Source organism: Microcoleus pseudofavosus SVA1_A4, assembly GCF_036700565.1.
Taxonomy (GTDB): domain Bacteria; phylum Cyanobacteriota; class Cyanobacteriia; order Cyanobacteriales; family Microcoleaceae; genus Microcoleus.
The window spans coordinates 41,483-68,397 of the sequence record NZ_JAUBPE010000036.1 but is presented as its reverse complement, the minus strand read 5'-3'; the positions used below and the strand labels follow the sequence as shown (position 1 = coordinate 68,397).

Genomic DNA, 26,915 nt, shown 5'->3' with positions numbered 1-26,915 from the left:
TTATCATTATTATTCAATTATATTTCTACATAAAGGGGTATTGACAAAATCTACTCCGTTCTAACTTGTTACCAATGGTTGTTAGTTGTCATTTTAAATTATAATTACCGCTACTCGTAACAAATTACCAGTTACCCCTAGTAACAACTAACAAATAACAAATAACCAATAACAATTAACAAATTAACAAATTAACAATTAGCTTTCAGCGGAATCTCGATCGCAAATTCTGCACCCTGTCCCGGCGAAGAAGTGCATTGCAGCGACCCGCCGTGTCTGTCTGTAATAATTTGGTAGCTAATTGACAAACCCATCCCAGTACCTTTTCCCACAGGTTTAGTGGTAAAAAATGGGTCAAAAAGTCGATTGCGGACAGTCTCTGTCATTCCCGGGCCGTTGTCAGCAATCCGAACCAGCACTCGATCTGGTTTGGGCATTTCAGTTTTGATGGAGATGATACTAGGATTTTGCCGCATTTCGTCAGCAGAACGCCGCGCGTCGCTTTCTTCCAAAGCATCTAAAGCATTGCTCAAGATATTCATAAATACTTGATTTAGCTGTCCGGCATAACATTCTACTAACGGCAACTTGCCGTATTCTTTAATCACCTCTATTTCTGGATGATTGTGTTTGGCTTTGAGCCGGTGCTGCAAAATCATCAGGGTACTATCTATGCCTTCTTGAATGTTGACTGCTTTCATTTCTGCTTCGTCCATGCGGGAGAAGGTGCGCAGAGAGGCCACGATTAGTTGAATTCTGTCTGCACCGACTTTCATCGAGGAAAGCAGTTTCGGCAAGTCATCCATCAGAAATTCGAGTTCAATAGCTTCTACTTCCTCTTGAATTTCCGGGACTGGCTCGGGATAGTGGTTTTGGTAAAGTTCGATCAGCCCGAGCAAGTCTTGAGTATAGTCGTTAGCGTGGGTGAGATTGCCGTAAATAAAGTTAACTGGGTTGTTGATTTCGTGGGCGACTCCTGCCACAAGTTGACCGAGAGATGACATTTTTTCGTTTTGAATTAACTGCGATTGAGCGCTGGTTAATTGCTGCAACGTTTGCTCTAATTCGAGAGCTTTATTGCGCGTTTGGGCGTAAAGATCGGCTTGGTTGAGGGCGATCACCAATTGAACTGTAATCGCTTCCAACAATTCTACTTCGCTGTCGCTCCAAAGCCGCACAGAACTGCAGGAGCCGCAGGTAATTACACTCGTTACCCCGGAAAGTGCCTGCATGGGGATGATTAATATAGATTGGTAGCCGATCGATCGAAGGGTTTGTTTCCAAACAGGATCTGCGACTGTTTCGACATCATCCACCCGCAGCATTTCCATCTGCAAGATTGCTTCTCCCAGAGGGCCGAAGTCGGAAGCTTGATAGCGACCTGTTAAATCGGGAAGTTCGGGGAGGCGAGATTCTTTTATTGTCTCCCAGTAAGGTTCGTCTCCGTCGCAGCGATACCAGGCAAAGTTGCAACGATCGATCTGCATGAAAGCGCGAATTTCCTTAACTGCGACTGTAACGATGCTGTCGAAGTCGAGGGAATTGCGGATTTGAGCGGTGAGAATGTTGAGCAATTTTTCTCGATCTGCTTGCTGCTTGAGTTGGGCTGACGATCGCCTCAAGGCACTTTCTGCTAGCTTGCGATCGGTAATATCTTCGGTGACAGCTAATAGATATTGCGGTTTGCCATCAGCGTCGAGTATTGCTGTTTTTTTGGTGTGAAATATCCGCGATTCTCCTTGGCGCGTTTCAATCTCTTCTTCGGCGATGTCTACAATTTGCCCGCTGTTGAGAACTTCCCGGTCTTTGGCGGTGAAAAAATCAGCTTGTTCTTTTGGGAAACAGTCGTAATCATTTTTGCCGATAACTTCTGCTGCACTGAAACCGAGCAACTCTTCGGCGGCCGGGTTCCACAGTACAAACCGCAGTTCTTGGGCATCCTTGGCAACTACTCCTACGGGTATGGTTTTGAGCACTGATTCCATAAACTGTTGAGCCTGTTGCAGTTCTGCTTCTGCAAGTTTGCGATCGCTAATATCTCGGACGTTGGCAATGACGCTGAGATTGCCGTTGAGATGAATTCTGGACAGGGCAACTTCTACATCAAAGGTTGAACCGTCGTTGGGACGCCTCGCTTTCCATTCCACGCGGGGTGTTTCGCCGGCTAATACTCTTTCCCAAAGTTCTCCAATTTGTTCGGAGAGATTGTCGCCGCTTGAATAGTCGTTTTTAATTGATAAATTTGTTGCTTGTTCCTGGCTCACTCCGTACATTTCTAACATTCGATTATTGACATCGAGAATGTTGCCTTCTAAATCGTGAATGAAGATAGCATCGTAGACATTGTTAAATATGGTTCGCAGGTTTTGTTCGGAAACTTGCAGCGCTGCTTCTGCTTGTTTTCGATCGCCAATTTCTTGTTCTAACTGGGCGACTGCTTGGGAAAGTTCGGCCGTACGATCGCTCACTCTGTCTTCCAACTCGGCTGCTGCTTGTCTCAGGGCAGTTTCGGCGGCTTTGCGATCGGTAATGTCGATCGCCGTGCCGAACAGTTTTAGCACTTGGCCACTGGCATCGGTTTCAGCGCGGCCTACGGCGTTGAGGTGCCGTAGCGTGCCGTCGGGACGGTAAAAGCGCAAGTCAAAATCCAAGGGGATGCCCGTGTCGAGTCCCCCCTGTACTTTAGTCTGCCACAATTCCAAATCTTCTGGATGGATCAGAGCGGCCTGTTCGGCTAGACTGGGCGCGCTTTCGGTCGGTTCGAGCCCGAAGATGCGGAAAAATTCTTCCGACCAAGTGACGCTTTTGGTGGCTGCGTCGAGTTCCCAATTGCCGACGTGGGCGAGTCTCTGGGCTTCTTTTAGCTGCCGCTGGCTGTTGCGGATGGCGGTTTCGGCAACTTTGCGATCGGTAATGTCGAACAATACGCCGCAAAATACGATTTCGCCGTTCTCGCTGCGGGTGGACATGGAGTCGCCCTGCCACCAGCGAATTTCGCCGTCTGGCTTGACTATTCGCCCTTCGTAGTGCCAGGGAGAGAGATTTTCTAAGGCTTCGTTGACGGAAGCGAGGTGGCTTTCCACGTCTTCGGGGTGGACGCGAGAAATGAATGTATTTAAGTCTCCCATCATTTCTGCTGCTGTGACGCCGGTAATATCGAAGATGCGATCGCTGATGTAGTCAACTCTCCACACTCCCTGGCTGCTGCAAAATTGAAACACTGCTCCCGGGAGGGTGGCAGCGATCGTCCGAAACCTGGTTTCGCTGACACTGAGGGCGGCAAAAGTCTGGCGCAGTTCTGCCGTGCGTGCTTCTACTCTGCGCTCTAGTTCGGCGTTTGCGTGTTGCAATGCGGCTTCTGCGCGCTTGCGATCGGTAATGTCGGTGGCTGTACCGGTGGTGCCGAGGAAGTTTCCGGTTTCGTCGTACAGGGCGATCGCATTGAACATCAAATGTTTCATGCTGCCGTCTTTGGCGATTTGGGTGGTTTCGTACTGGAAAACTGATTCTCCGGCAAACAGGCGGGCGAAAACTTTTAAATCTTTCTCGCTTTGTTCTGGTGTCACAAAGTCGGAGAAAGGCCGACCGAGCATTTCTTCTGGTTCGTAACCGTAGATGTACTTAACTGCTGGGTTGACGAAGGTGTAGCGCCCGATCGCATCGACCGACCAAATCATGTCTTGGGAGGTTTCTACCAGGCTGCGGTATTTGCTTTCGCTGGCTTTGACAGCTTCTTCTGCTGCTTTGCGTTCCGTCATGTCGCGGGAGACGCCGACAGTCATGGTGACTTGGCCGTCTTGATTGCGGATGGGTGTTTTGACGGTGCTCCAAAGCCGCACTTCTCCGTCGTAGCGCGTCGCCGGTTCTTCGGCAATTTGCAGGGTTTGTCCGGTTTCAAATACGAAGGCGTCATCTTTAATGTACTGGAGAGTATGGTCGGGATTGCTCAAAGGTGCGTCTATAATTCCTTGAAATTCCTCTTGAGTCATGTCGTAATAATCGCGAAATGCTTTATTAGCCCAGACGATTTTTGATTGAGGGCCTTTGACTAATACTAGATCGGCGATCGAATCGATAATTTGTTGATATTTTTGCTCGCTGTCGCGGAGTTTTTGCTGCGCGGATTCGATTTCTGCTATTTGCCTCTGGGTTTGCAAGTGCAGTTCGGCTTGGTAGATGGCAACTGCTAAATGGTCGCCTACTTGTCTGGCAAATTCGATTTCGTCTTCTTGCCACTCGCGGGGTTTACCGCAGGAGTGAATGCACAGCAATCCCCACAAATGTTTCCCTTGCAGTAGGGGTACAACTAAGTTGGCTCGGATTTGAAATCGCTTGAGGATTTTGAGGTGACAAGGGCTCAACCGCGCTTTGTAGATGTCGCTGACTGCTTGAACGTAACCTTTGGCGTAGTTGACTGCAAATTGTTCGCCGAAGCAGTAGTCGCGGACTCTTGCTCCCAAAGATGGGCTGTATAGGGGAAGTACGTCTTCGGAAACTACTTCGCCCTCGTTGCATTCGGATTCGGGAAGAAACCGGTAGACGGCGACTCGATCGGCATTTAAAAGTTGTCGGACTTCGGTCGCTGTGATTTTGAATATTGTTTCTAACTCTAGGGATTCGCGAATTTTGCTAATTACGCCCATCAGCGCTTGCAGTTTTTTGAACCAGGTTTGAGACTGCGTTTCTTTTTCTAGGTTAGCTAGCTTCTGGCGCAGGTTGGTTACTTCTTGATACAGGTATTCATGAAACATAATGCTATTGCTTTAGTTATTTTGCGGTTTGGTATCGAGGTTGATGGCATCTCAATAGCGCTCTGCAAGTGGAGCCTGGTAAACAATAAGGGCAAAGGACAAATTCTCCTCCTTCTGCTAGCACTTAGCAGATACTCACGCTACATTTTCGTATTTTTTCTAGATTAGAAGGTCGATCGAGCCTCTTAAGTCCGTATATTTACTGACAAAGCGGGCGATCGGTGATATGCTGCGGCATAAATTCTCAATAATTGGGAATTTTACTCACAAATGTTACGCATAAACCCGGTTTCTTAACCTAATTAAGTCAGGGAAGCTCCCAAAGTGGAAACGAGAAACCGGGTTTCATCGCGGGAGCGCGCGGAGAGTCCTGACTAATTTTGACATTTTTTTCGATCGCCTGCGGTTGCAATTGTCGCCTTTTTATTATACCGCAGACTCAAGGGATGGTTTCCTTGGCTTTGCGATCGAATATCCTGTTGGGAGCGCTTCTCTTAAAATTTGTTTAAATTTAGGCGATCGCCTTTCTATTGTTTTCGCTAATTCTCGATTTATCTGTCTTAAATTTGAGTTGATGCAGCCTTTGGGGCCATCGAATATGTTAGATAGGTTTCCTTCCATTATAATTATTTTATGCTCTAGCTTTTATTTATTAAACTGCTTAAAATCTACCGATTAAAATGTACCGAAACAGAGCTAACTTTTAGGTCAAACAGTTGGAAAGTTCCCGGCTCTAGTTAAATTGGCTCAACTCAAGGGCGATCGAGGACTTTTTTCCTTGTGATTGCGTTTCTTGGGAAATGTAGCAGTTTAGATCAAATATTAATATTTAACTATCACATTTTGGGGTAAAGTCAAGCAATTTTAGCTTGGATGGGGACTCAGGCATAAACCCAGTTTTTTAACAAAATTAAGTCATGGAAGCAACAGCGGTGAAAACAATAAACCGGGTTTCTTGAGTCGAGACTACCTAAGTTTTATAGATGAAATTGTCTAACCAGAAATATTGAGGGGTACATTTTTTCCCTTCTGCCTTCTGCCTTCAAAAGCCTTGTACTTTCTGTTGACGCGCTATTACTTGCTTAACGAGCATTCTTCAGTATCGATCGGGCTTCCTCAATACTTTGCAAAACCAGTTTTCCCGAATCCATAAAAGCTGCTCTTTCGGTATCGCTGAGTTCGAGATCCACTACCTGTTCGACTCCCTGATATCCCAAGCGACAGGGAACTCCCAAAAAGATATCTTGCACGCCGTATTCGCCGTGCAAATAAACTGAGCAAGGCAAGAGTCGCGACTGATTGAGTAAAATTGATTCTACCATCAAACAGGCCGAAGATGCGGGTGCAAAATAGGCACTGCCAGTCTTCATCAATGAGACGATTTCTGCGCCTCCGTGGCGAGTCCGCTGTACGATTCGATCGATCGCCCCAGCATCCATAAGTTGAGCGATGGGAATACCGTTGACAGTGGAATAGCGGGGCAAAGGAACCATTAAATCGCCGTGAGAACCGAGGACAGTTGCATTGACTTCAGCAATAGAAACGCCCAATTCCATTGCAATAAAAGTTTGAAAGCGGGCGGAGTCGAGAATTCCCCCCATACCCATGACTCGGTGTTTTGGCAAATCAGCAGCTTCCCAAGCTAAATAAGTCATGATATCTAGGGGATTTGTGATGACGATTAAGATTGCTTCGGGAGAATGCTCGATCGCGCTTTTTGCGGCTGCGGTAACAATTGCAGCATTGATTTTAATTAAATCTTCCCGATTGATACCGGGTTTGCGCGGCACTCCGGCGGCAATTACGATGATGTTCGAGTTGGCCGTATCTGTATAATCGTTTGTACCGACAATTTGGCGATCGTGGCGTTCGACTCCCCTTGCTTGCATCAAATCCAAAGCAACGCCCTGCGGCCAACCCTCTACAATATCTAGCAATACTACATCTGCCAGATTTTTCTCGGCAATTCGCTGGGCTAAGGTACTGCCGACTTTGCCTGCACCAATAATTGAGACGCGGGTTGATGGAGAATTTAGGGTGGTGGAATTGGGAGAAGTCATTCGATTTTAGATTTTAGATTTTAGATTTTAGCTGAGTCTTCGTAAGCTGCGCCACAAGCACCCTACATTACATTGAAAAGAGCGATGTTTAGATTTTAAATTTTAGGTTTTAGATTTTAGCTGAGTTTTGGTAAGGTGCGCACTGCGCACCCTACGTTACATTGAAAAGAGCGATGTTTAATGTTAGCTTTGTTACTTAAAATCTTCGAGTTGGTCTACCCGCAGCCAAATATTCGGAGTAGGGACTTTGCCAAATTTGACGAAGGCATAGTCGCCGCGAACATCCATTACTTCGCCCTTTGTTTCAAATATATAGGAGGAAAAGCGCTGGTCGCTGGCTTTGGCTTCGAGACTGTTTTCCAATTTTTCGCGTACAGCGCGAACTATGCTGCCTTTCTTGATTGCCATAACTTGCTCTGTCTAGTTTAAAAAACTATACAAATTTTAATCTAGATTTGCCTTGAAAGTCACTCGGCGATTGAAATCGCTACTAAACAAACGAAGTCCACTCCAAGCGGACTAAGGAATAAAGGGGTGCGATTCGTGGGGTCGCCTCTAAAATCTCAAATCTCAAATCTCAAATCCATTGACTTCTGCTTATTGCTGACAAACCGGGCAAAAATGAGTCGATCGCCCTGCTAATTTTATCCGATCGATAGTTGTGGAGCAAGTGCGGCAGGGTTGGCCGGCGCGATTGTACACCCAAGCGACACCGCCGTAGTTGCCGTTAACACCTTGGACGTTGAGAAAATTGCTAAAAGTTGTGCCGCCGGAGTCGATCGCCTTCTGTAAAACTTGAATAATAGCTGTATGGATGCGCTCAATTTGGTCTGCGGTCAAATCCGCACAGAGAGTTGTCGGCATCACCCCCGACAAAAACAAAGTTTCGTCTGCGTAAATATTGCCCAAACCCGCTATCAGTGACTGGTCTAGCAATGCTGTTTTAATGGGTCGCGCCCGCCGGTGCAGCTTGCGGGCCAAATATTCTGTTGTAAACTCGTCTGAAAACGGTTCGGGCCCTAAAAGTTTCAGACCGATGACAGTGCTGGAAACCTCAGTTTCTTCGGGCACGTACCACATTTGCCCGAAGGTGCGCTGGTCTACAAACCGCAATTCTTGGTTTCCCTCAAAGAATAGCCTGACTCGCGCGTGTTTTTGCAGGGGTTCGGATCGGTGCACCCACAGCAGTTGTCCCGTCATCCGCAGGTGAACGCCCAACCAGCCGGCTTTTGAAGGAAGGAAAAAAGAAGAAGGAAGAGGGGAAGAACTTGGAGTTTGAGCCCTAAATTCTCCCCCTTTCCCTTTCTCTCTTTCTCCTTCTGTTAATTGAGATAGTTCTGCCAGGAGGTATTTGCCGCGCCTGTACCAGCGGGCGATCGACTTTCCTTTGAGTTTTGTCAAAAAATCGGTCGCAGAGATTGAGCGGGCGATCGTGCTGTTTAGCAACACGTCCCCGCCCACAATTTCTCGATCGAGGGTTGCTTGATTCAAACCCCGGCAAATAGTTTCAACTTCTGGCAGTTCTGGCACAATTAGCGTTGTTCTGTTCCTTGATTTGGCGAACCTTCGACGGTGCCGGTCGTTTCGGCGCCCGGTTTGCTGTCCGTCGAAGTTTTCGGCTGCTGGGGGGCGCCACCGCTGCCGGTTTTCCGCGTTTTCTCGTCCAGCGTGGTTTGTTTGCCGCCGGAAGCTACTGGAGTCCCTGTTTTCGCTTTGGCTTTGGGTGCTGCCACTTCCACTAATTCGCTTTGGGCGAAATTGTTGGTGTTGACGCCTGCATAATTTACGCTGTTAAAGCGAACGATAACTGGGTATTTAATACCGCTTTGGTCTACCGTAGCAACGGTGCCCACTTCTTGATACCAGAAGGATTCTTTGCGGAGAATCCGAACTGTAGAACCGCGTTGAACCATGAGCTTTTTTTCCTTTGCGATGAATAAACGGATCAAGCCATTTTTTTTACTTTAGTCGATCGCGCGGCGCATTTAAAGTCTGCAACGAAATTTTTACCTCCCGCCCCGTTTTTTGGTTTGCTGTTTGTAAAGAAAAGTAAATACTTTGGTAGGGCGATCGCTGGGGTTGCAAAATAAATAAACTGACATTATCCGTCAAATAAAACCAGTGCGATCGAGTTGAAAACAAACTTTACAAATAGTTGTGAATTGCTACAGTTAAATGTTCTGCGAAATTCTGATAAGTAATGACTGGACCTCACGCAACAGTAATACTCGCGATCAGTGCTGACGGTAAAATTGCAGATGCAGTACGATCGCCCGCGAGATTCGGTTCTGCCAACGACAAAGCCCACCTCGAACAGCAAGTAGCAGCAAGTGACGCCGTTTTGTTCGGCAACGGCACATTACAGGCTTATGGGACGACGATGAGAGTGATTTCGCCGGAATTGGTCAAACAGAGGGAACTGCAAGGGAAGCCCCCACAACCGGTGCAAATTGTGTGTTCGCGATCGATCGAATTTGACCCCAACTTGCGATTTTTCCAGCAACCGGTTCCCCGCTGGCTGCTGACGGGGCAAGACAGTAGGGAAACGGCATTGCCGTCTCCATCTCCCACGAAAGACGGGGAAACGGCATTGCCGTCTCCCTACCCGATGAAAAACAGTAGGGAAACGGCATTGCCGTCTCCATCTCCGACGAAAGACGGGGAAACGGCATTGCCGTCTCCCTACCCGATGAAAGACAGTAGGGAAACGGCATTGCCGTCTCCGTCTCCGACGAAAGACGGGGAAACGGCATTGCCGTCTCCCTACCCGATGAAAGACGGGGAAACGGCATTGCCGTCTCCCTACCCGATGAAAGACAGTAAGTTCGATCGCACTGTCTATGCAAAAACCGCAGGTGGAGAGATTGATTGGATTGATGCGTTTCAACAGCTAGCAAGCTTCGGTTTAAAACGGTTGGCGATTCTGGGCGGGGGAAAACTGGTAGCGTCTGTGCTGGCTGCGGGCTTGGTTGACGAACTTTGGCTGACGGTTTGCCCGTTAATTTTGGGGGGCGCGGATGCACCGACACCAGTGGAGGGAAAGGGTTTTTTGGGGGATTTAGCGCCGAAATTGGAGCTTTTGGCTGTAAAACAGGTGGGGCAAGAGGTATTTTTGCATTATCGGATCGATCGATTTAACTCGTTACCAGGCTCTGCCTAGTAACGAGTGTCGAACAGAGGAAATTGTATTAAGTTAAATGAAGTTCGATCGCTCTACGCACAAGTCTCCCTATGCTGCAACAGCCAAAACCTCAATATTCTGTAGCCTGGATTAGCAAAATAGGCGAAATCCCGCAAGCGTCGTGGGATGCCTTGGCGATGCCGCTAAAAACTCCATTTCTGGAATGGGATTGGCTTAACAATCTCGAAGTATCGGGCAGCGCGACAGGTAAAACCGGTTGGCTGCCGCATCACTTGACTGTGTGGCGAGACAAACAGTTGATTGCTTGCGCGCCACTTTATGTCAAAAGCCACAGCTACGGCGAATTTGTGTTCGACAATCAGTGGGCCGATTTAGCTCAGCGTTTGGGCATTCAATACTATCCGAAATTGATGGGAATGACGCCGTTTACTCCGGCTGAAGGCTATCGGTTCTTGATTGCCGAGGGGGAAGATGAAGACGAGTTAACGGGAGTAATGGTAAGCGCGATCGACCATTTTTGCGATCGCCACAATATCTCCGGCTGCAATTTCCTTTATGTCGATCCAGAATGGCGCGAAAGAATGGAACGCCACGGTTTCAGCAGTTGGCTGCACCACAGTTATATTTGGCAAAATCAAGGCTATCAAAATTTTGACAATTATTTAGGCGCATTTAATGCCAACCAGCGCCGCAATATCAAACGCGAACGCAAAGCTGTTGAAACAGCAGGCTTGTTCGTGAAAACTTTGACAGGCGATGAAATTCCCCAACCGATGTTCGGCCAAATGTATGCTTTTTATGAGAATACTTGCGACAAATTCGGCTGGTGGGGAAGCAAATATTTGACGAAGCGATTTTTTGAACAGTTGCACCACAATTATCGCGATCGAGTTTTGTTTGTAGCCGCTTACGACAAGGAAGATGACAGACAGCCGGTGGGTATGTCATTTTGTTTGTATAAGGGCGATCGGCTGTACGGGCGCTACTGGGGTAGTTTGCAGGAAATCGACTGCTTGCACTTCGATGCTTGTTACTATACGCCGATCGAATGGGCGATCGATCGGGGCATCCAAACCTTCGATCCGGGTGCGGGCGGGCGGCACAAAAAACGGCGCGGCTTTCCAGCTACGCCAAATTATAGTTTGCACCGATTTTATAACAACCGTCTGGCGCAAATTCTCAAGTCTTATATCGGTCAAATCAACGAAAGAGAACAGGAAGAAATTGATGCAGTCAACGAGGATTTACCTTTTACTAAGTTACCTCCTTTGTTGCTCGGCGATTGAAAGACACGGCAGAAATCAGCCAGAAATCAAAACACGGCAGTGCCATTTTCGTACAGTTAATTGGGTGATGGTTACATCTCTCATCTAGGAAGATTGATTATTTTGGGTCGCAAGAAACGGCATTGCCGTCTCCTCTTTTGCCGTGCGATCGATGGTTATATGCGATCGCACTCACAGGGCAATTTCATCATCTAATCGAGTTGATTTTACCCGTTATATCAAATCCGGTGATTTTGGAATTATAAGCGTGCGAGCGTCTCGCTCGCGGCATGGATCGTTCGCTATGGACGCTCGCACTGACATCATCCAAATATATTATTCCGATGCAACCGGATTTGATATTACCCGAAATCAGGAAACGGCAGTGCCGTTTCCCTACAATTAATCGGGCGATGGTTATATCTCTCAGGTCGCGATCGTGATTATTTTGGGGTAGGGAAACGGCATTGCCGTTTCCTCTTGTTTCCTCTTCTACACAATCGATTATTTTGAGGTAGGGAAACGGCATTGCCGTGTCCTCTTGTGCCGCCAAGAGTCAACAGTCAACCGTCAACCGTCAACCAATTAACCTAATTCAAAATTACCTTTCCATCCTCTTGAATTTCCAGCGATTTAGTATCAACGCCCAAGTCAGTTGTCGCGCCGAAACTGACTTGCAACATTCCCGGCATCGCGGTGGCTTGCGGGCGAACCAGCATCAATCCGCCGTCTGGACGCTGGTAAGTGAGGGTGATTGGTACTTTGATGTTTGCGAGCAAAATTTCAGATTGTTCGCCCAGAGTGCGCGGTGGGGTAACGCCAATCACTTGATAATTGATGACGGCATTGGTGGTATTCACGAGTTTAATTGCTACCATGCCCTCCATAGGCGTAACTCGCGCAGTTGGCATGGGGAAGCGGGCGGGGGCGTTTTGGGGTGCGGCAGGCATCCCGTTGGGGCCCGGGCTCATGGCGGGACTCGGTTCGCTGACGGGCTTTCCAGTTGCGGGACTGGCTGCGGGTTGGGAAACGGGTTTTCCTTGTTGGGGCGGGGGGCCGCCGGCTTGGGAAAGTGTTGCGAGACTGACGAGTAAACCCCCGCAGGTGGCTGCTAGCAAGCTGATTTTTTTCAACGGTAGATTGTGGCGAAACATAAATAACTCCTCACGAGTTCGATCGAGGTTTTCCAACAACGTTTATGTTAATCTATGGCGGAAATGAATTTTAATAGCTGGGTTTGGGCGCGAGGTAGGAAGAATCTGGGTTTGAGGGGTAGATTTTTTTAACCGCAGAGGGCGCAGAGGGCGCAGAGGAGAGGAAGAGGGGAAGTTTAGAGGCCAGATGCTTCTGATTTGCGGGCGGGGAGGGTGACGGTAACAACTGTACCTCGATCGACTTGGCTGTCAATGCGGATTTGGCCGCGGTGATTTTCGACAATTGCTTTGGCGATGGCTAATCCTAAACCGGAACCGGCGGCGCTGCGGTGGGTGCGGGCGGGATCGGCGCGGTAGAATCGATCGAACAAATGCGGCAGGGCTTCTGGGGAAATCCCGATGCCGGTGTCTGTTACTTTTATTTGCAGCGCTGGATTTAATATCGGCGAATTTCTTTTGTTTTTAGCTGCAAGCTGCAATTGTACTTGAATTTTGCCACCAGACGGCGTGTACTGCACGCAGTTGCTGACAAGATTGGTAAACAGTCGGGCTAGTTGATCCCAATCGCCTAAGACTGTAAAGTTATCCTCAGCGTTTGGTCGATCGACAATTTCTAAAGAAAGAGAGAGATTTTGGGCAGTGGCGATCGCGAGTTGTTCTTCAATTACCTCCATCAGCAAAGCATCGAGGGGAACATCAATCCACTGCTGCTGCACGATACCGCTATCTTGTCTGGCTAAAAATAGCAAATCGTCAACCAAGCGCCCCAAACGGCGGGTGAGGCGTTCGATAACTTGTAGCTGTTGGTACTGCTGCGGTTCGATATCCGGTTCCGCCAAAGCTACTTGGACGTTAGTTTGAATAGTGGCGATCGGATTTCTGAGTTCGTGGGAAGCATCAGCGGTAAACTGTTTGAGACGCCCATAAGATTCCCGCACAGGTTTCATAGCCAATCCCGACAGCAGCCAGCCAATAGCCGCCACGCAAATTAGAGTTAAACCAGCGCCCAAAATCAAATCGAGAATTAATTGGCGGATGGGTTTTGTCACTTCAAACCAAGGATGGCTGACTCGCAAATATCCCAGAACTTGGCGGCCGATTTCCACTCGCTGCGTCACTTGTCTGAGAGAATAGTTTTGAGTTGTCCGAATGCTAATCGGTTTGGTAGAAACGCGATTTGTATTTTGTGCGATCGAATCTCGATTCTCCTCCAAACTTGCATTCAAACCCCCATCAAAATCTCCAATTTCTCCCCTCAGCGCCCTCTGCGCCTCTGCGGTTAAAGCCCTCTTCTCTCTATCCATTAAATCCGTGACATCCCGTGCATTGCCCGTTGCCAAACTTTCTTCTGCCTGATTTGTGCCCTCAAACTGCAACTTATTATTAATTATCCAAACTGTTTCGCCGGTGCGGTTAGCGTGAATGGGAATATTCAGCGGTTCCGATAATGTAGACCACAGCAATTCGCCAGTAGGACTGAACCATTCTAAATCAATGTGGTCGTCTTCTACTGCATCGGTGCTATCTCGAAAACTGGCTTGAATATTAACTTGCAACTTAATTTTATCTTCTCTAGTAGGGAAAGTTAGCGGTTCGATAACGAGAGTTCGCTCTATTACTTCGACAACATGATTGAGGGTGTCATCAATGCGATCGATTAAAGTATTGCGGACGTAGAAATAGAAACCTGTCGCGAATACAAGTAACAACACGGCAGTAACGGCAGTGTACCAAATTGCAAGGCGGCGGCGGGTAGTTTGAAACATTAGGAATTGGGTAATTGGTAATTGGTTGCTTGTTATTTGTTACTTGTTATTTGTTATATCATGTGCGGGGAATCGCCGAGCTTTATTGTTGTTGTGTAGTGCGAGCTTCTAGCTCGCGTTCCGATAGCTCGCGAGCTAGAAGCTCGCACTGTTGTCGCAATCAATTACCAATTCCCAATTACCAATTACCAATTACCCATATTAATATTAATACTTCAGACAGATGTCAAGGTAGCTATCACCCTAGTATTATAAGCGCGAAACTTTTTAGGTAAAAGCCTGTGAACAAATTTTTATTTCGAGCCGCGATCGGGCTGTTAATGGCATTTTTTGGGGCAATTACCTATTTTACAAACGACGTACAAAATCCGGTAACTGGAGAGAGACAGCGGGTGCAGCTTTCTCCCCGCCAAGAGATAGTTTTGGGATTGCAGGCGCGAGATCAAATGGCCTCCAAGTACGGGGGGCTTTATCCCAGCCAGAGTATTCAGCAGTATGTCGATCGAGTAGGAGAACGAGTTGTCAACGGTTCGGCGGCGAAACAAGCAGGTTATCCGTTTGAATTCCACCTGCTGCGAGACGCCCAAACTGTCAATGCTTTTGCTTTACCGGGGGGACAAGTTTTCATTACTGCCGCACTGCTGGGACGGCTGAATTCCGAGGCTCAGTTGGCTGCTGTACTGGGGCACGAAAGCGGTCACGTTGTGGCGCGCCACGCTGCGGAACACTTGGCAAAACAGCAGTTGGGCAGGTCTTTGGTAACGGCGGTTGGGGTGGCGACTAGCGACGATCGCGGTGGCGGCCAGCAGGCAGCATTAATTGCTCAAGCTGTCAATCAAGTTGTCGGTTTGCGGTACGGTAGATCGGACGAACTTGAGAGCGATCGGCTCGGTTTTAGGTTTATGACCGAGGCGGGTTACGATCCGAGAGGTATTGTTGAGGTGATGCAAATTCTCGGTGCCGCTAGGAAGGGCGAAGCGCCGCCGGAGTTTTTGAGTTCTCACCCGAATCCTGAAAACCGGGTGGAAAAGTTGCAAGCTTTAATCGCGCAAAATTACCCTAACGGCGTTCCGGCTAATTTGGTGTCTGGACGCGAAGAGTTTGCTAAGAATGTGTCTGGCGGTTAGCGAGAATTGCATCGGGCTTTACAAAAGTTATTGCTAAAGGCGGATGGAAGTTCGGCTGTAAGTTGGGACGATCGACTTAATGAGCGATCGAGCAATTTGAAAGTTGAGAACCATGATTGAATCTTGGATGATTATCGGCGGTGTGACTTTCTCAGTCGCCTTCGGCACTCTGTTATTCAAACTCCGCGATATTAACTGGGCTGTCAAACTTCAAAGACCGGATTGGATGTTTTTTGAGCCTGCTATTCCGTTGATTTGGACGGTGATTTTTGCTTGCGGGGCCGGCAGCGCTGCTGTCGTGTGGGAACAGGAACCCGGAAGTCTCAAAACATGGCTGCTGATGGCTGTTTACTTGCTTTTAGAAATTGTAACAGTTGCTTATATTCCCGCTACTCTCAGAGCCAAAAGTCTGAAAGTCGGGACGATTTTGGGAGGGGTTGGCGAGATTTTGGGAGTTGTGCTGATGTTGGCTGTTTTGCCGATTTCTCAAACCGCGGCTTTGTTACTTTTGCCTTACGCGATTTGGGGTGCGATCGGCACTTATACTACTTGGGAAATGATTCAGTTAAACCCAGAAGCTGCATAAAGCTCAGGTGCTACTAACGAACCGCTTCGAGGTGCGAAGCTCGCGAAGGAAGATAAGAGCGATTCAGAAGTAATAACCATTAAGTAACTATTAACGAACCCTTCACAACTATAACGCTCTTCTCTTCTCTTCTCTTCTTCTCTTCCTTAGTGTCCTTCGCACCTCGAAGCGGTTCGTAAAAAAAAACATTGTTAATAATAGCAAATCCGTGCTACCGGGTTAACCGACCGATCGAGTGAGGAAATCCGCTTGACAGTATGTGCGTATTTGATGAGAAAATAAATCAATAAAAGTGGTTAAATTTAAAGGATGACCGTTATCAATGGCAATTAAAGACCAGCCCCAACCCCCTCGTTTTCGGCAAATTAGCAATATCTTGTTATTGCTATCAAGTTTGTTTCTGCTGGCAAATATCTTTTTGCCCAATTTGTTCGGACCGCAAATTCCGCAAGTGCCTTACAGCTTGTTCGTCCATCAGGTTCAAGAACAAGATGTGGCGCGAGCTTCCGTAGGCCAAAATGAAATTCGCTACCAGCTCAAAGGCGAAGGAGACAAACCCGGTCAAGTGCTGTCAACTACCCCGATTTTTGACCTGGATCTGCCTAAACTTTTACAAGAAAAAGGCGTTGAATTTGCGGCAACTCCCCCTTCCAAAAATGGCTGGATCGGCAGTGTTTTAAGCTGGGTGGTTCCGCCGCTGATTTTTGTGGCGATTTTTCAATTTTTCATGAACCGGGGCGGTGGCGGGCCGCAGGGTGCGCTGTCGATCGGCAAAAGCAAAGCTAAGGTCTATGTAGAAGGCGAATCGGCGAAAATTACTTTTGCTGATGTGGCTGGAGTAGAAGAGGCTAAAACTGAATTGGTCGAAGTTGTCGAATTCCTGAAAACTCCCGAGAGATTTACGGCAATTGGCGCGAGAATTCCGAAAGGTGTGCTGTTAGTAGGGCCTCCGGGAACTGGCAAAACGCTGTTGGCAAAAGCAGTGGCTGGTGAAGCGGGCGTGCCGTTTTTTAGCATCTCGGGTTCGGAATTTGTGGAACTGTTTGTAGGTGTTGGTTCTGCGAGGGTCAGAGATTTATTCGAGCAGGCTAAGAAGCAGGCTCCTTGTATTATTTTCATTGATGAATTGGACGCGATCGGCAAATCCCGCAGCAGTAACGCTAGCTTCGGTGGGAATGACGAACGCGAACAAACTCTCAATCAATTATTAACTGAAATGGACGGTTTTGCGGCAGGCAATACTACGGTAATTGTGCTGGCTGCAACTAACCGCCCGGAAAGTTTGGATGCTGCTTTGTTGCGCCCCGGCCGTTTCGATCGCCAAGTTTTAGTCGATCGCCCGGATTTATCCGGCCGCGAAGCAATTTTGAACATTCACTCTCAAAAAGTGAAGTTGGGCCCGGATATTGACTTGAAGGCGGTCGCCACTCGCACCCCCGGTTTTTCTGGCGCAGATTTGGCAAATTTGGTCAATGAAGCTGCCTTGCTAGCTGCTCGCAACAAGCGCCTAACTGTAGCTCAGGAAGACTTTTATGAGGCGTTTGAGCGCGTTGTCGCTGGCTTGGAAAAGAAAAGCCGGGTGCTCAACGAAAAAGAGAAAAAGATTGTGGCTTACCACGAAGTCGGGCACGCGATGGTGGGTGCTGCAATGACGGGCGGCGGCGAAGTGTCAAAAATCTCGATCGTCCCGCGCGGTATGGCTGCACTGGGTTACACGTTGCAAGTACCGACAGAAGACCGTTTCTTGTTAGATGAATCGGAGTTGCGCGGTCAAATTGCTACACTGCTTGGAGGGCGATCGGCTGAGGAAGTCGTGTTTGGTAGCATCACTACCGGCGCTTCAAACGACTTGCAAAGGGCCACAGATTTAGCGGAACGGATGGTAACAACTTACGGGATGAGTAAGGTTTTGGGGCCTCTTGCTTACGATCGAGGTCAACAAGCAATGTTCCTCAACGACGGTATGGGAAATGCGCGCCGCGCGGTGAGTGCTCAGACTGCTGAGGCGATCGACCAAGAAGTCAAGGAAATTGTCGAAACTGCACATCAACAAGCTTTGGATATTCTGAAAACAAATCGGGAATTGTTGGAAACAATTACGCAGAAACTGTTGGAAACTGAGGTGGTGGAAGGTGACGCACTTCGCGAATTCCTCGGTCTAGTGCGGCCTTTAGATAAGGTTGCGGCTTGAGTTTAAGAGGGTTAAATTAAACCGCAGATGAACGCAGATGATTGCAATATCATCTGCGTTTTTTGATTGACTACCCCAAAATTTATAATAATTTCAACTGTAAAGATTGTGGTCTGGGTCTAACCAGACAATATAAAAAATATTTTCACTAAAAAATCCATGCACCCTGCCGTATTCATTAGCAGATATTTGAAACTGGTAGGGGATATTTACTAGCTCATCTTCATTGGGAATGCCGAAGCCATTAGGTTCAGTTGTATCTTGCCAGACAATTCCATGACAGCGCAGGCTTTTACTCTGATTATTGATAATTTCTTGAGATTTCAATTGTGATAAATCGCGCAGCCTTCTCAATAGAGATGCCAGATATCTCGAATCTCGACCCCCCAGTGAAAATTTATCTTTATCATCCTGATAATACCTGAAAGAAAAACTAATTCCTTCGGGTATTTGTATTTCGACAACCACTCTCTTAGCTGAAGATGGCTGACTGCGAAGATTTGTGTCTTTTCTTTTTTTATTCTTCTTCGATGACACGGGTTTTGTAGTATGCTTTCATTAATTCTTTAGAAATAATAGCATGGCAAGGTTCATCTCTTGGCAATTCACCTCTAGCCTTAATCCAAGGGTCTTCGCGTCGCACCATCAATTCTAACTCATAAGCATCTCGAAAGAAATAATCATCGGATAACTCGTCTAAAAACTCTTGTACTTTCTGTGGAAAATCGGGTTTTTCGACTTCTTTAATAATTGGCTTAAACCCAAATTGTTCTTTGTATTCATAAAATAAAGCCGGGATAGTCGGCCCGTGCACCCAGGCTTCAAAATCTTCATCAAAAAGCGGTGTATCTTCAAAGGCTAGATACCATGCTTGGGCATAGTACAATAGTTTTTGTAGCTTGTGGTTGCTGAGGTAGGAGCCTACGTCATTAGCGAACCAGATATAGTAATCAGCCAGTTGGGAGGCTGTTGTTACTGTAGTTATTGTGGTCATATAATTCGACTCAATAAGTTTTGTATTCTATGATAGCACAGGGCGATCGTCCAAGAATTGCCCTAATCTGTTTTTTCACGTTTGCGTTTTTCTATTTCGGCGATCGGTAATAGCAACGTATTTTCAATTGCCTCTCTCAATCGTCGGAGATATTGAAGCTGTGCAAGATAGTCCAACTCATGTCAGTATTTTGCCAAGCGCTACAATGCTTTTAGAGAAATATGAAGCAGCCCTGGCCCAGACACAGAGCGAATGGGAGAAAGTTTGATAGTTTAATTAGTCAACGGGAGAACAGCAATGGCATGGGTGTTTAGCTTATCGGCTGAATGTGGCACAAAGCAATCGGAAGCACAGCAATTTGCTCAATATTTCAATAAAAGTTTCTGCGTGCTCTCAAACGGTAGAGTTTCCCAATGTCGGGCAGAAATTTTTCAGGATATAGAAGAAAATTGGTGGTGTCGAGTTTGTCCAAGTGGGATCAGTGAGATTGGCATTGACACTCCAGAAAGTGCTTATTTAATGACGGAAATAGGTAGATTTCTGTATCTACGTTTGCGGTTTGCTCCACCGTTTCGGTATGCTTTAGTTGGTATGGAAGTAGATGAGTTTAGAACCTACAGCGAATTGATTGAAGAGCCTGGCTTGGCTTTTCCTGGATTGGTTTTAGCTGAAGCTGTTTGGCAAGCAACGGGAGCATCTTCGGTTTTTCAATCGTTCAGTCTGGGATATGTTTGGAAGCCCTATGAAGGTGAAGTTTATAGACCACTACTAGCATCACCGGACTTAAAGAACAAGCCTGATGAATTGCTGCGTGGGGTAAATCCTTTCAATAAAGGCATCACGCCTCACAGTAAAGACAAAACTGTGCGATATTTACGGCCAAAGCGATCGCCCTTTACCTATCGAAATCACAGTTCGATATTTACGGAAAAAGCGATCGCCCTTCACCTATCGAAATCGAAGAATTAGTCGCTTCATACAGCGAGCATTATAAACAAACAGAAACCCGGCTGCTTCAAACAACCGGGTTTCTAAATATTGTTGCTGCATTTTCGACGATTAAATTCCGGGCACGTAGGCCATAACTGGAGTACCTTGCTGCTGCTGCGCCAGCGTCAAAAGCCGCTGAATCCGTTCTTCGGTAGAGGGGTGAGTGCGGAAAAGTGACTGCAAACCTTTAGTCGAAAAAGGATTCACAATCAGCAGCGGCGACATCGCAGGATTGCCGTGCATCGGAATTTCATGACCCATTTTCTCCAATTTCTGCAGCGCGTTTGCTAAACCGATGGGATTATTGGTAATTTCCACCGCACCGCTGTCTGCTGCAAATTCCCTCGTCCGAGAAATCGCCAATTGAATTACGGTTGCTGATAGCGGTGCTAAAATGATTAAAAATAGCAAACCAAAGGGATTTGGGCCTTGTCTGCTATCCCGCGTTACCGGGCCGTAAAGCGCTCCAAAAGTCAGAATTCGCCCGACAAATGTAATTGCACCGGCAATTGTTCCTGCAACTGCTTGAGTGAGGGTGTCGCGGTTGCGGATGTGCGTCAGTTCGTGGGCTAAAACGCCTTCCAATTCTTCGCGGGAAAGCAGCTTCATGATGCCTTCAGTAACTGCTATTGTAGCGTGTTCCGGGTCTCTTCCTGTGGCGAATGCGTTGGGAGATTGAGTGGGAACTACAAAGATTTTAGGTACCGGAATTTGGGCTTTTTCACTCAGCGATGCTACCATATCGTAGATTTCTGGTGCTTCGCTGCGGGCGATCGGCTGAGCGCGGTAAGCCATTAACGCGGCCGTGTCGGAATAGTACCAAGAGCTAAAACTTGAGAAGGCGGCTAGCGCTAAACCGATGTAAAGTCCTTGCTCGTTGCCGATTAAATAATAACTTCCTAAAACGAGAAGGCCGCTTAGGAGTCCTAAGAGAGCGGCTGTTCTGAGTTGATTTGTTCCTAACATGGCGGGTTGAGGGCGATCGCGAATTTTGATATTTTTGAGATTGTTATTAGATTTTCATATTTTCGGGCGATCGCGCCTCTATCTGCCGAAATAACTGCTGCCGCCAATAGTAGTATTTCACGTTTTCAGTGAGAAACTGGGAATGCCTCGGGAGGCTCTCTCGCCTGCTCTCAAGAGGCGGCATAGCCGCAGGATATGACATTTCCAGCCAGAACCTGGAAACCAGATTAAAAACAAAATAAACGCAGACAATCTTACATTTATCTGCGTTTACCTGCGTCGATCTGCGGTTGAATTCTCCAACCCTAAACCGCTTGCACTTCCTTTTCCTCAACAGCAACAGGTTCTTGATATACTGTTTGAGACTCGTTAGCCAAAAAGTCAGCTAATTGAGCTTCAATTTCATCCCGCACAATCTGGCGGTATTCCAGAAAATGCTCGTTGTGAGCACACACAGTCAAATAATGATCCCAAACCGCAGGATTGCGCTTGAAAATGCTGAACAAATGATGCCAGAACTTCCAGCGAGTGCTGCGCTTGACTCCTTGCCGCCAAACCACAGTTAACAGTGCTCGCAAATCGATCAAACTAGGAACTCTAGCAGGTATCTTTGCTGTAGGTGCACCTAACATTAAGAAATGGCGATAAGTCCGGTCTAAATATTTCTCAGCATCGTACACTTCGCAGAATGCCTCGACATATTCGCGGGCAATATCTTCGAGAGGCCGCGTCGGAATAAAGTTCATCAAAGTAGTCTGGTTGAGGTTGCCCGATTTGTCGCGCAACCGCCCTTCTTTTGCCAGTCTGTGGGACAATGCAGTGTGCGGCAAAGCTTGCAGCATTCCAAAGGTTGTGCTCGGAATTGCTGCTGCTTCGGCAAAGTCTACAATGCGCTGACCTGCACCGGGTTTTTCGCCGTCAAATCCGATGATAAATCCGGCCATTACTCGCAAACCAGTTTTCGCAATTAACTCTACTGATTCGATCAGGGAATTGCGGGTATTTTGGAATTTCTTGGTCATTTGCAGGCTTTCTTCATCAGGGGTTTCAATCCCTAAAAACACTGCATTGAAATTGCAAGCTACCATCATCTCCATCAATTCTTGGTCTTGGGCTAAATCGATGGATGCTTCTGTGTTGAAAGTAAAGGGGAATTTGTGTTCTTCTTGCCAAACTCTTAAGTCTTTTAGCAACAGTTTGACGCTGCGTTTGTTGCCGATAAAGTTGTCGTCTACCATGAACACGCCGCGCCGCCAGCCCAAGTTGTAGAGATAGTCTAATTCTGCTATCAATTGTTGGGGGTTTTTGGTGCGGGGTTTGCGGCCGTAGAGGACGATGATATCGCAGAATTCGCACTGGAAGGGACAGCCTCGGGAAAATTGAATTGACATCGAATCGTAGGCGTCTAATTCGAGCAAGTCGAAGCGGGGAACGGGGGTTGTGGTAACATCTGGTTTTACGCCGTCCGATCGATAAATTCCGCTTTTTTCGCCCCGCAGTACCGCTTCTACGAACATCGGCAAGGTGATTTCGCCTTCGTCGAGAATCAGGTAATCTATGCCCGCTGCTTGAGGTTCTTCGGGTACGGAAGTGGGGTAGGGGCCACCGCAAGCTACGGATTTACCGCGCTGTTTGGCTTCGCGAATGATGTCTAGCAAATCTTCTTTTTGGACAATCATTGCGGACAGAATAACGAGATCTGCCCATTCCCATTCTGCTTCTGTGATTTGTCTGATGTTGCGATCGACTAACTTAAATTCCCATTCTTGGGGTAAAATAGCTGCTACCGTTACCAAACCCAGCGGTGGCAGCAGCACTTTACGATCGACTAATTCTAGGATTTTCTCGTAAGACCAAAATGTTTTCGGAAACAGCGGGTAAACTAGAAGAACTCGCATTATATGTTAAACCTCACATCAGTAAACAACTTGCGATCGGGCTGGCGTGTTTGAGAGTTCGATCGACTCTCAAGACTTCATGTTAAGGCTAAAATTACGATCTTGCACTCGATCGAATATCTGGCGAGGGGTGATACCCCCTAAGATAAAGAGAATGGGCGCAATTTTTAGCTTGCAGTTCCCTGTTAAAGTTTGCAAATGCTGATATTTTATCGTATTTGACGGTTAATTAACGATAATCGCATTTAAAAAGCATGGGACTAAGGCAAAAAAGAACTTGAAACAGTAAATTAGTCGTTTGATGCACATTTCCCCTTCCTTTTCCCTCAACATTCATCCGTTAAATCCGTTACATCCGTTAAATCCCGTACATTGCTCGCTGCCGAACTTCCTTCTTGCCTACTTTGAATCTTTGCCGGGAATCCCGCTAGTTCTTAACATATCGGCAACTGTGCCGCAGTAACTCGGCATTCCTATGCTTTCGGGATTCACAAGATTTTGATAAGTAAAATGGCGGTAGCTGATGCAAAATCTATCCCAAGCAGCCACCTGAATTCGGAACAGCCAAATAAAGAAATTGGCTAGCCAAGCTGAAAGAGTAATCCGAAAAAATATTTTTTTATTCAAATACTGGCAAGCTTGTTCTACCACTTCGTTAGCTGTAATCGCCGGATTTCCTAGCACAAAATGTCGCGGTTCCTCGGAAGCAGGCGGATGTTCTACTAAATAATTAACTACTTTGGCAATATCTGCGCCGTGGATGAAGTGAAAACTCCCATCTGCCTTAAACCAGCGAATCAAACCAATCCATTTTGCGACAAGTGGCAGGCCCGATGACAAGTGAGAAACTGGTTTTTCTGCGTCTCCTCCCAATACTAATGTCGGGTAAAGTGCCGTAATTGGAGGCAAATTTTTCAAAGCTGACAAATGCACCATGCAGTTGTATTTTGAGCTAATATAATCTGTTCCCAGTTCGCCGGCTTCTTTGAGCAAATTGTTGTCTCGACCGAGAATGCTGGCAGTTGAAAAATAAATTACTTGCTGGCAAGTCTGTGGCGAAAGTAGTTGAATGAGGCGGAGAGTTTTGGTCACGTTAACGTCAAACACTTCTTGAGTTCCTCCCCAAGCAGTAGCGGCTACAATTGCTATATTTATTGTTTGAAGAAGTTCGGCAAATTGCTCGATATCTCGCATATCGCCTTGTATGATATTGATGCCGGGGCGGGCTTTCCAGTCAAATTTTAATTTTTCTGGGTTGCGAACTAATAAGTAAAGTTCGTGGTTTGTTTCTTGAATCAAAGTTTCGGTCATGTAGTGACCGATACAGCCACTTGCACCCGTCACAAAAATTTTTTTGGAGTTCATTTTGCCGGAGGGGAAGGGGGGAGGATTTGAGGATTTTTAGATGGTAGGGACAGGGCATTGCCCATTAGTGACAACTTAAGCCTGAAACCCCTGAGAAATCTCGCTTTTACCTAAGTCTAGATCCCCCTAAATCCCCTTAAGAAGGGGGACTTTGAGTGCTTCATGTCCCCCCCTTATTAAGGGGGGTTAGGGGGGATCTAGACTTTGATACAAACAAGAGAGACGGCCGGTTTTACCTTAAGTTGACACCAATGGGCATTGCCCTGTCGCTACAAATATAATGTGCAATTAACCGGATTCTCTCCGATTATATATTTTTTTCGACGGTAGGGACACGGCATTGCCGTGTCGCTACAAATATCAGGTGCAATTAACCGGATTCGATCGCATTCTACAATCAAAATCAAATCAAGCAGCAACTGCCAGCAATTTGTCGGCTTGTTTTGCCGTTTCAAAGAAGAAACGCACGTTATCTTCGGGAGTTCCCGGTAATACGCCGTGTCCCAAATTGAGGATGTGTCCGCGATCGCCCGCTTTGCGAATTGTATCAAGAATTCGATCGCGAATAAACGCTTGAGAACCAAACAACACGCCCGGATCGAGATTTCCCTGAACGTTCATATTGGGACCCAAACGGCGCCGCGCGTCGGCCATGTCAACAGTCCAATCAACGCTGACGATATCCGCGCCGGATGTTGCCATGCGTTCGAGAATGCCGGCACTTCCAGTGACTAACAGAATTAGCGGGGTGTCGGGATGGGTTTTTTTGACTTGCTCGAATACTTGTTTCTGGTAAGGTAGAGCGAAGGTGTCGTAGTCTTGCGGGGACAGTTGGCCGGCCCAGGAGTCGAACATTTGCACTACTTGCGCGCCGCAGTCGATTTGATAGCGCACGTAAACGGCGATCGCATCTGCGAATTTCGACAGCAACTGATGCAGTAAAGTTGGATCGGAAAATGCCATGTTTTTGATGATCGCATAATCCTTAGAACCTTTGCCCTCAACCGCATAAGCCGCCAGCGTCCACGGCGCGCCCACAAAACCGAGCACGGTGGATTTGTTGCCGACTTCCTGGCGCAGGGATTTGAGGATAGTTTTGATAAACGGCAAGCTTTCTTCCGGGTTCAGCGGTTGCAGGTTGTCGATTTGCTGCTGAGTGCGGATGGGTGCGTGGATAATCGGCCCTTTGCCTTCGGCGATGTCCATGTCGATGCCCAAACCGGGCATTGGGGTGACAATATCGGAAAACAGAATTACGCCGTCGGGTTGAAACGCGCGCCACGGCTGAAGGGAAACTTCGATCGCAACTTCGGGAATTTCGGAACGTTCGCGAAACGAGGGATACTTTTCTCGCAAATCTCGATAAGCCTTCATGTAGCGGCCGGCTTGGCGCATCATCCACACTGGCGGGCGGTCTAGGGTTTCGCCGCGGGCTGCCCGCAGGAGCAAGGGAACTTCATTTAATGCTGACATCTTAACTTTTCTCTGATTTAGGTATTTTAATGCCTTTGGTAGCTTACCACTGTGCGATCGTCCTTTTCGATCGAAAATTCATCTGTTGGCTGTGAGGGAGATGGGGGGAGTGGCTGAGTTCGATTTTGGGGAGTCGGAGTCAGGTTGGTTGCGAGGCTGGCAAATGGCATCTAGACTCCTTCCAATGTATGGGGATTATATTGGAAATATCCTCACTCGCAGGGCAAACTAATTGAATGGAAACGCTACGTGCAAACCGCACGTTTTATTTACTTTACCTCTCCCACTCGCTGGGGAAACTAACTGAATTATGATTGAAAGCATTTGGTATTTCACGGCGTCGGCGGCAGCTTTACCAGCGGTGTATTCACCACCCGCACCAAAGCGGAGGAATTTATTTCCCAACATAACCTGGAGGGTATTCTTACCAAGTACCCATTGGATGTTATCATTTATGATTGGGCAATAGAAAACGGTTTTTTCAAAGTAAAGAAGCCGCACCAGACAAGTCCCGAGTTTATCCAGCGCTTTACTACGGCCTGCCAAGAGCATTACCACTACGAAGCGGGGCGCTCCGCTTCCGACACTGCGGACTAATTCACCAGCAACCGCCCAGATTATACGGGGGATCTCTCCACTCGCTGGGGAGACTAATTAAACGTCTATTATCACACTCGATCGGCGGCTTTATTTCTGAGCTAATATTGCATCGTAATCGCCATGAGTCCCTATCCAAAACCAGACAATACCTTCAGGTTTCTCAACTCCCAAAGCTCGGTAACTATCGCCTACTCGCACCGATTGCAATTGCTTTCGCCTGCCAACTTTTTTAAAATGCAGCGAAGGGTGATACTGATCGACTTTGAGTAATTCGTAATTTTTATCGGCTAAGGCTTGTATTTCTTTAGGTAGCTGGTGATAGCAGTGCCAAAAACGCGGTAAAGTCAGATGCTTCATAACACTTTAGCCAATCCCGCTTCATACTCTGCATCGACTTCATCAAGTAGCGCATCTAACCGCCCATCCTCCAAATCGCCTTCAATTTGCCTATCCCAAACCTGTTGGCGATACTCTATCAGCCAAGCAGTGAGTTCGGATAGTTCCTTAACTGACAAATTCATAATTGCTGTTTCAAGTTCTTTAACGCTCATACATTTTGCCACATTATTAATATTATTAATATACCA

23 protein-coding genes and 1 pseudogene are annotated in these 26,915 nt (G+C 47.2%); 8 read left to right on the top strand and 16 right to left on the bottom strand.

Translation table 11 applies throughout. The features are described 5' to 3' along the window. Positions 1 to 191: 191 nt before the first annotated feature. The 5 genes from QUA02_RS17190 to QUA02_RS17170 all read right to left on the bottom strand — a co-directional run bounded on the left by QUA02_RS17190 (position 192) and on the right by QUA02_RS17170 (position 8,724). On the bottom strand, positions 192 to 4,751 hold the full coding sequence (locus tag QUA02_RS17190) for a PAS domain S-box protein (RefSeq protein ID WP_333029395.1): 4,560 nt from the start codon (positions 4,749 to 4,751) through the stop codon (positions 192 to 194). 1,082 nt (positions 4,752 to 5,833) lie between these two features. Next, positions 5,834 to 6,811: a malate dehydrogenase gene (gene mdh, locus QUA02_RS17185; protein WP_333029394.1), complete on the bottom strand. Its 978-nt coding sequence runs from the start codon at positions 6,809 to 6,811 to the stop codon at positions 5,834 to 5,836. 192 nt (positions 6,812 to 7,003) lie between these two features. Then, positions 7,004 to 7,219 carry an NAD(P)H-quinone oxidoreductase subunit O gene (locus QUA02_RS17180; protein ID WP_015178120.1) on the bottom strand — a complete coding sequence of 72 codons (216 nt, stop codon included), beginning with the start codon at positions 7,217 to 7,219 and terminating at the stop codon, positions 7,004 to 7,006. A gap of 189 nt (positions 7,220 to 7,408) precedes the next feature. Beyond that, a complete protein-coding gene (locus QUA02_RS17175) occupies positions 7,409 to 8,341 on the bottom strand; it encodes a DNA-formamidopyrimidine glycosylase (protein WP_333029393.1) in 933 nt (310 codons plus the stop codon). 2 nt (positions 8,342 to 8,343) lie between these two features. Beyond that, on the bottom strand, positions 8,344 to 8,724 hold the full coding sequence (locus QUA02_RS17170) for a photosystem I reaction center subunit IV (RefSeq protein WP_333029392.1): 381 nt from the start codon (positions 8,722 to 8,724) through the stop codon (positions 8,344 to 8,346). Between the two features lie 287 nt (positions 8,725 to 9,011). Here QUA02_RS17170 and QUA02_RS17165 point away from each other — a divergent pair, with 287 nt between their 5' ends. After that, entirely contained in the window at positions 9,012 to 9,971 is a 960-nt protein-coding gene (locus QUA02_RS17165; RefSeq protein WP_333029391.1) for a RibD family protein, read from the top strand. A 71-nt stretch (positions 9,972 to 10,042) separates the two neighbouring features. Next, positions 10,043 to 11,239 carry a GNAT family N-acetyltransferase gene (locus tag QUA02_RS17160; RefSeq protein WP_333029390.1) on the top strand — a complete coding sequence of 399 codons (1,197 nt, stop codon included), beginning with the start codon at positions 10,043 to 10,045 and terminating at the stop codon, positions 11,237 to 11,239. 569 nt (positions 11,240 to 11,808) lie between these two features. Here the strand turns inward: QUA02_RS17160 and QUA02_RS17155 are convergent. Both QUA02_RS17155 and QUA02_RS17150 read right to left on the bottom strand, forming a co-directional pair. Then, positions 11,809 to 12,372: a hypothetical protein gene (locus QUA02_RS17155; protein ID WP_333029389.1), complete on the bottom strand. Its 564-nt coding sequence runs from the start codon at positions 12,370 to 12,372 to the stop codon at positions 11,809 to 11,811. Between the two features lie 176 nt (positions 12,373 to 12,548). Then, positions 12,549 to 14,138 (bottom strand): sensor histidine kinase, encoded by a 1,590-nt coding sequence (locus QUA02_RS17150; protein ID WP_333029388.1) that lies wholly within the window; start codon positions 14,136 to 14,138, stop codon positions 12,549 to 12,551. A gap of 281 nt (positions 14,139 to 14,419) precedes the next feature. Here QUA02_RS17150 and QUA02_RS17145 point away from each other — a divergent pair, with 281 nt between their 5' ends. The 3 genes from QUA02_RS17145 (at position 14,420) to ftsH4 (ending at position 18,042) form a co-directional block, all read left to right on the top strand. Next, entirely contained in the window at positions 14,420 to 15,265 is an 846-nt protein-coding gene (locus QUA02_RS17145) for a M48 family metalloprotease (protein ID WP_333029387.1), read from the top strand. 112 nt (positions 15,266 to 15,377) lie between these two features. Next, positions 15,378 to 15,851 carry a TspO/MBR family protein gene (locus QUA02_RS17140; protein ID WP_333029386.1) on the top strand — a complete coding sequence of 158 codons (474 nt, stop codon included), beginning with the start codon at positions 15,378 to 15,380 and terminating at the stop codon, positions 15,849 to 15,851. 322 nt (positions 15,852 to 16,173) lie between these two features. Then, positions 16,174 to 18,042: an ATP-dependent zinc metalloprotease FtsH4 gene (ftsH4, locus tag QUA02_RS17135; RefSeq protein WP_333029385.1), complete on the top strand. Its 1,869-nt coding sequence runs from the start codon at positions 16,174 to 16,176 to the stop codon at positions 18,040 to 18,042. 93 nt (positions 18,043 to 18,135) lie between these two features. Here ftsH4 and QUA02_RS17130 read toward each other — a convergent pair whose 3' ends face one another. Next, a complete protein-coding gene (locus QUA02_RS17130) occupies positions 18,136 to 18,579 on the bottom strand; it encodes a hypothetical protein (protein WP_333029384.1) in 444 nt (147 codons plus the stop codon). Further along, a complete protein-coding gene (locus QUA02_RS17125; protein WP_333029383.1) occupies positions 18,560 to 19,036 on the bottom strand; it encodes a Panacea domain-containing protein in 477 nt (158 codons plus the stop codon). The genes QUA02_RS17130 and QUA02_RS17125 overlap by 20 nt, the downstream gene beginning before the upstream one ends. A gap of 139 nt (positions 19,037 to 19,175) precedes the next feature. Between QUA02_RS17125 and QUA02_RS17120 the strand changes: the two are divergent. Both QUA02_RS17120 and QUA02_RS17115 read left to right on the top strand, forming a co-directional pair. After that, a pseudogene (locus QUA02_RS17120) lies at positions 19,176 to 19,304 on the top strand (Tse2 family ADP-ribosyltransferase toxin); the annotation flags it as partial. Between the two features lie 29 nt (positions 19,305 to 19,333). Further along, on the top strand, positions 19,334 to 20,005 hold the full coding sequence (locus QUA02_RS17115; protein WP_333029381.1) for a hypothetical protein: 672 nt from the start codon (positions 19,334 to 19,336) through the stop codon (positions 20,003 to 20,005). 90 nt (positions 20,006 to 20,095) lie between these two features. On the opposite strand, the gene QUA02_RS17110 is transcribed toward QUA02_RS17115, so the two are convergent. From QUA02_RS17110 to QUA02_RS17090, 5 genes are all read right to left on the bottom strand, one after another. After that, complete coding sequence (locus QUA02_RS17110) at positions 20,096 to 20,992, bottom strand: M48 family metalloprotease (RefSeq protein ID WP_333029380.1); 897 nt, start codon at positions 20,990 to 20,992, stop codon at positions 20,096 to 20,098. 305 nt (positions 20,993 to 21,297) lie between these two features. Next, the gene (locus tag QUA02_RS17105; RefSeq protein WP_333029379.1) at positions 21,298 to 22,890 is read right to left on the bottom strand and encodes a B12-binding domain-containing radical SAM protein; all 1,593 of its coding nucleotides are present in this window, start codon (positions 22,888 to 22,890) and stop codon (positions 21,298 to 21,300) included. A 399-nt stretch (positions 22,891 to 23,289) separates the two neighbouring features. After that, positions 23,290 to 24,255 (bottom strand): NAD-dependent epimerase/dehydratase family protein, encoded by a 966-nt coding sequence (locus QUA02_RS17100; protein ID WP_333029378.1) that lies wholly within the window; start codon positions 24,253 to 24,255, stop codon positions 23,290 to 23,292. 408 nt (positions 24,256 to 24,663) lie between these two features. Beyond that, entirely contained in the window at positions 24,664 to 25,728 is a 1,065-nt protein-coding gene (gene hemE / locus QUA02_RS17095; RefSeq protein WP_333029377.1) for a uroporphyrinogen decarboxylase, read from the bottom strand. A 26-nt stretch (positions 25,729 to 25,754) separates the two neighbouring features. Continuing rightward, complete coding sequence (locus tag QUA02_RS17090) at positions 25,755 to 25,898, bottom strand: hypothetical protein (RefSeq protein WP_333029376.1); 144 nt, start codon at positions 25,896 to 25,898, stop codon at positions 25,755 to 25,757. A gap of 154 nt (positions 25,899 to 26,052) precedes the next feature. Between QUA02_RS17090 and QUA02_RS17085 the strand changes: the two genes are divergently transcribed. Beyond that, positions 26,053 to 26,325 carry a DUF7710 domain-containing protein gene (locus QUA02_RS17085; RefSeq protein WP_333029375.1) on the top strand — a complete coding sequence of 91 codons (273 nt, stop codon included), beginning with the start codon at positions 26,053 to 26,055 and terminating at the stop codon, positions 26,323 to 26,325. A 90-nt stretch (positions 26,326 to 26,415) separates the two neighbouring features. Here the strand turns inward: QUA02_RS17085 and QUA02_RS17080 are convergent, their stop codons facing one another. Further along, complete coding sequence (locus tag QUA02_RS17080; protein ID WP_333029374.1) at positions 26,416 to 26,685, bottom strand: ParE family toxin-like protein; 270 nt, start codon at positions 26,683 to 26,685, stop codon at positions 26,416 to 26,418. Continuing rightward, entirely contained in the window at positions 26,682 to 26,879 is a 198-nt protein-coding gene (locus QUA02_RS17075) for a hypothetical protein (protein ID WP_333029373.1), read from the bottom strand. Before QUA02_RS17075 ends, QUA02_RS17080 begins: the two co-directional genes overlap by 4 nt. Positions 26,880 to 26,915 lie beyond the last annotated feature (36 nt).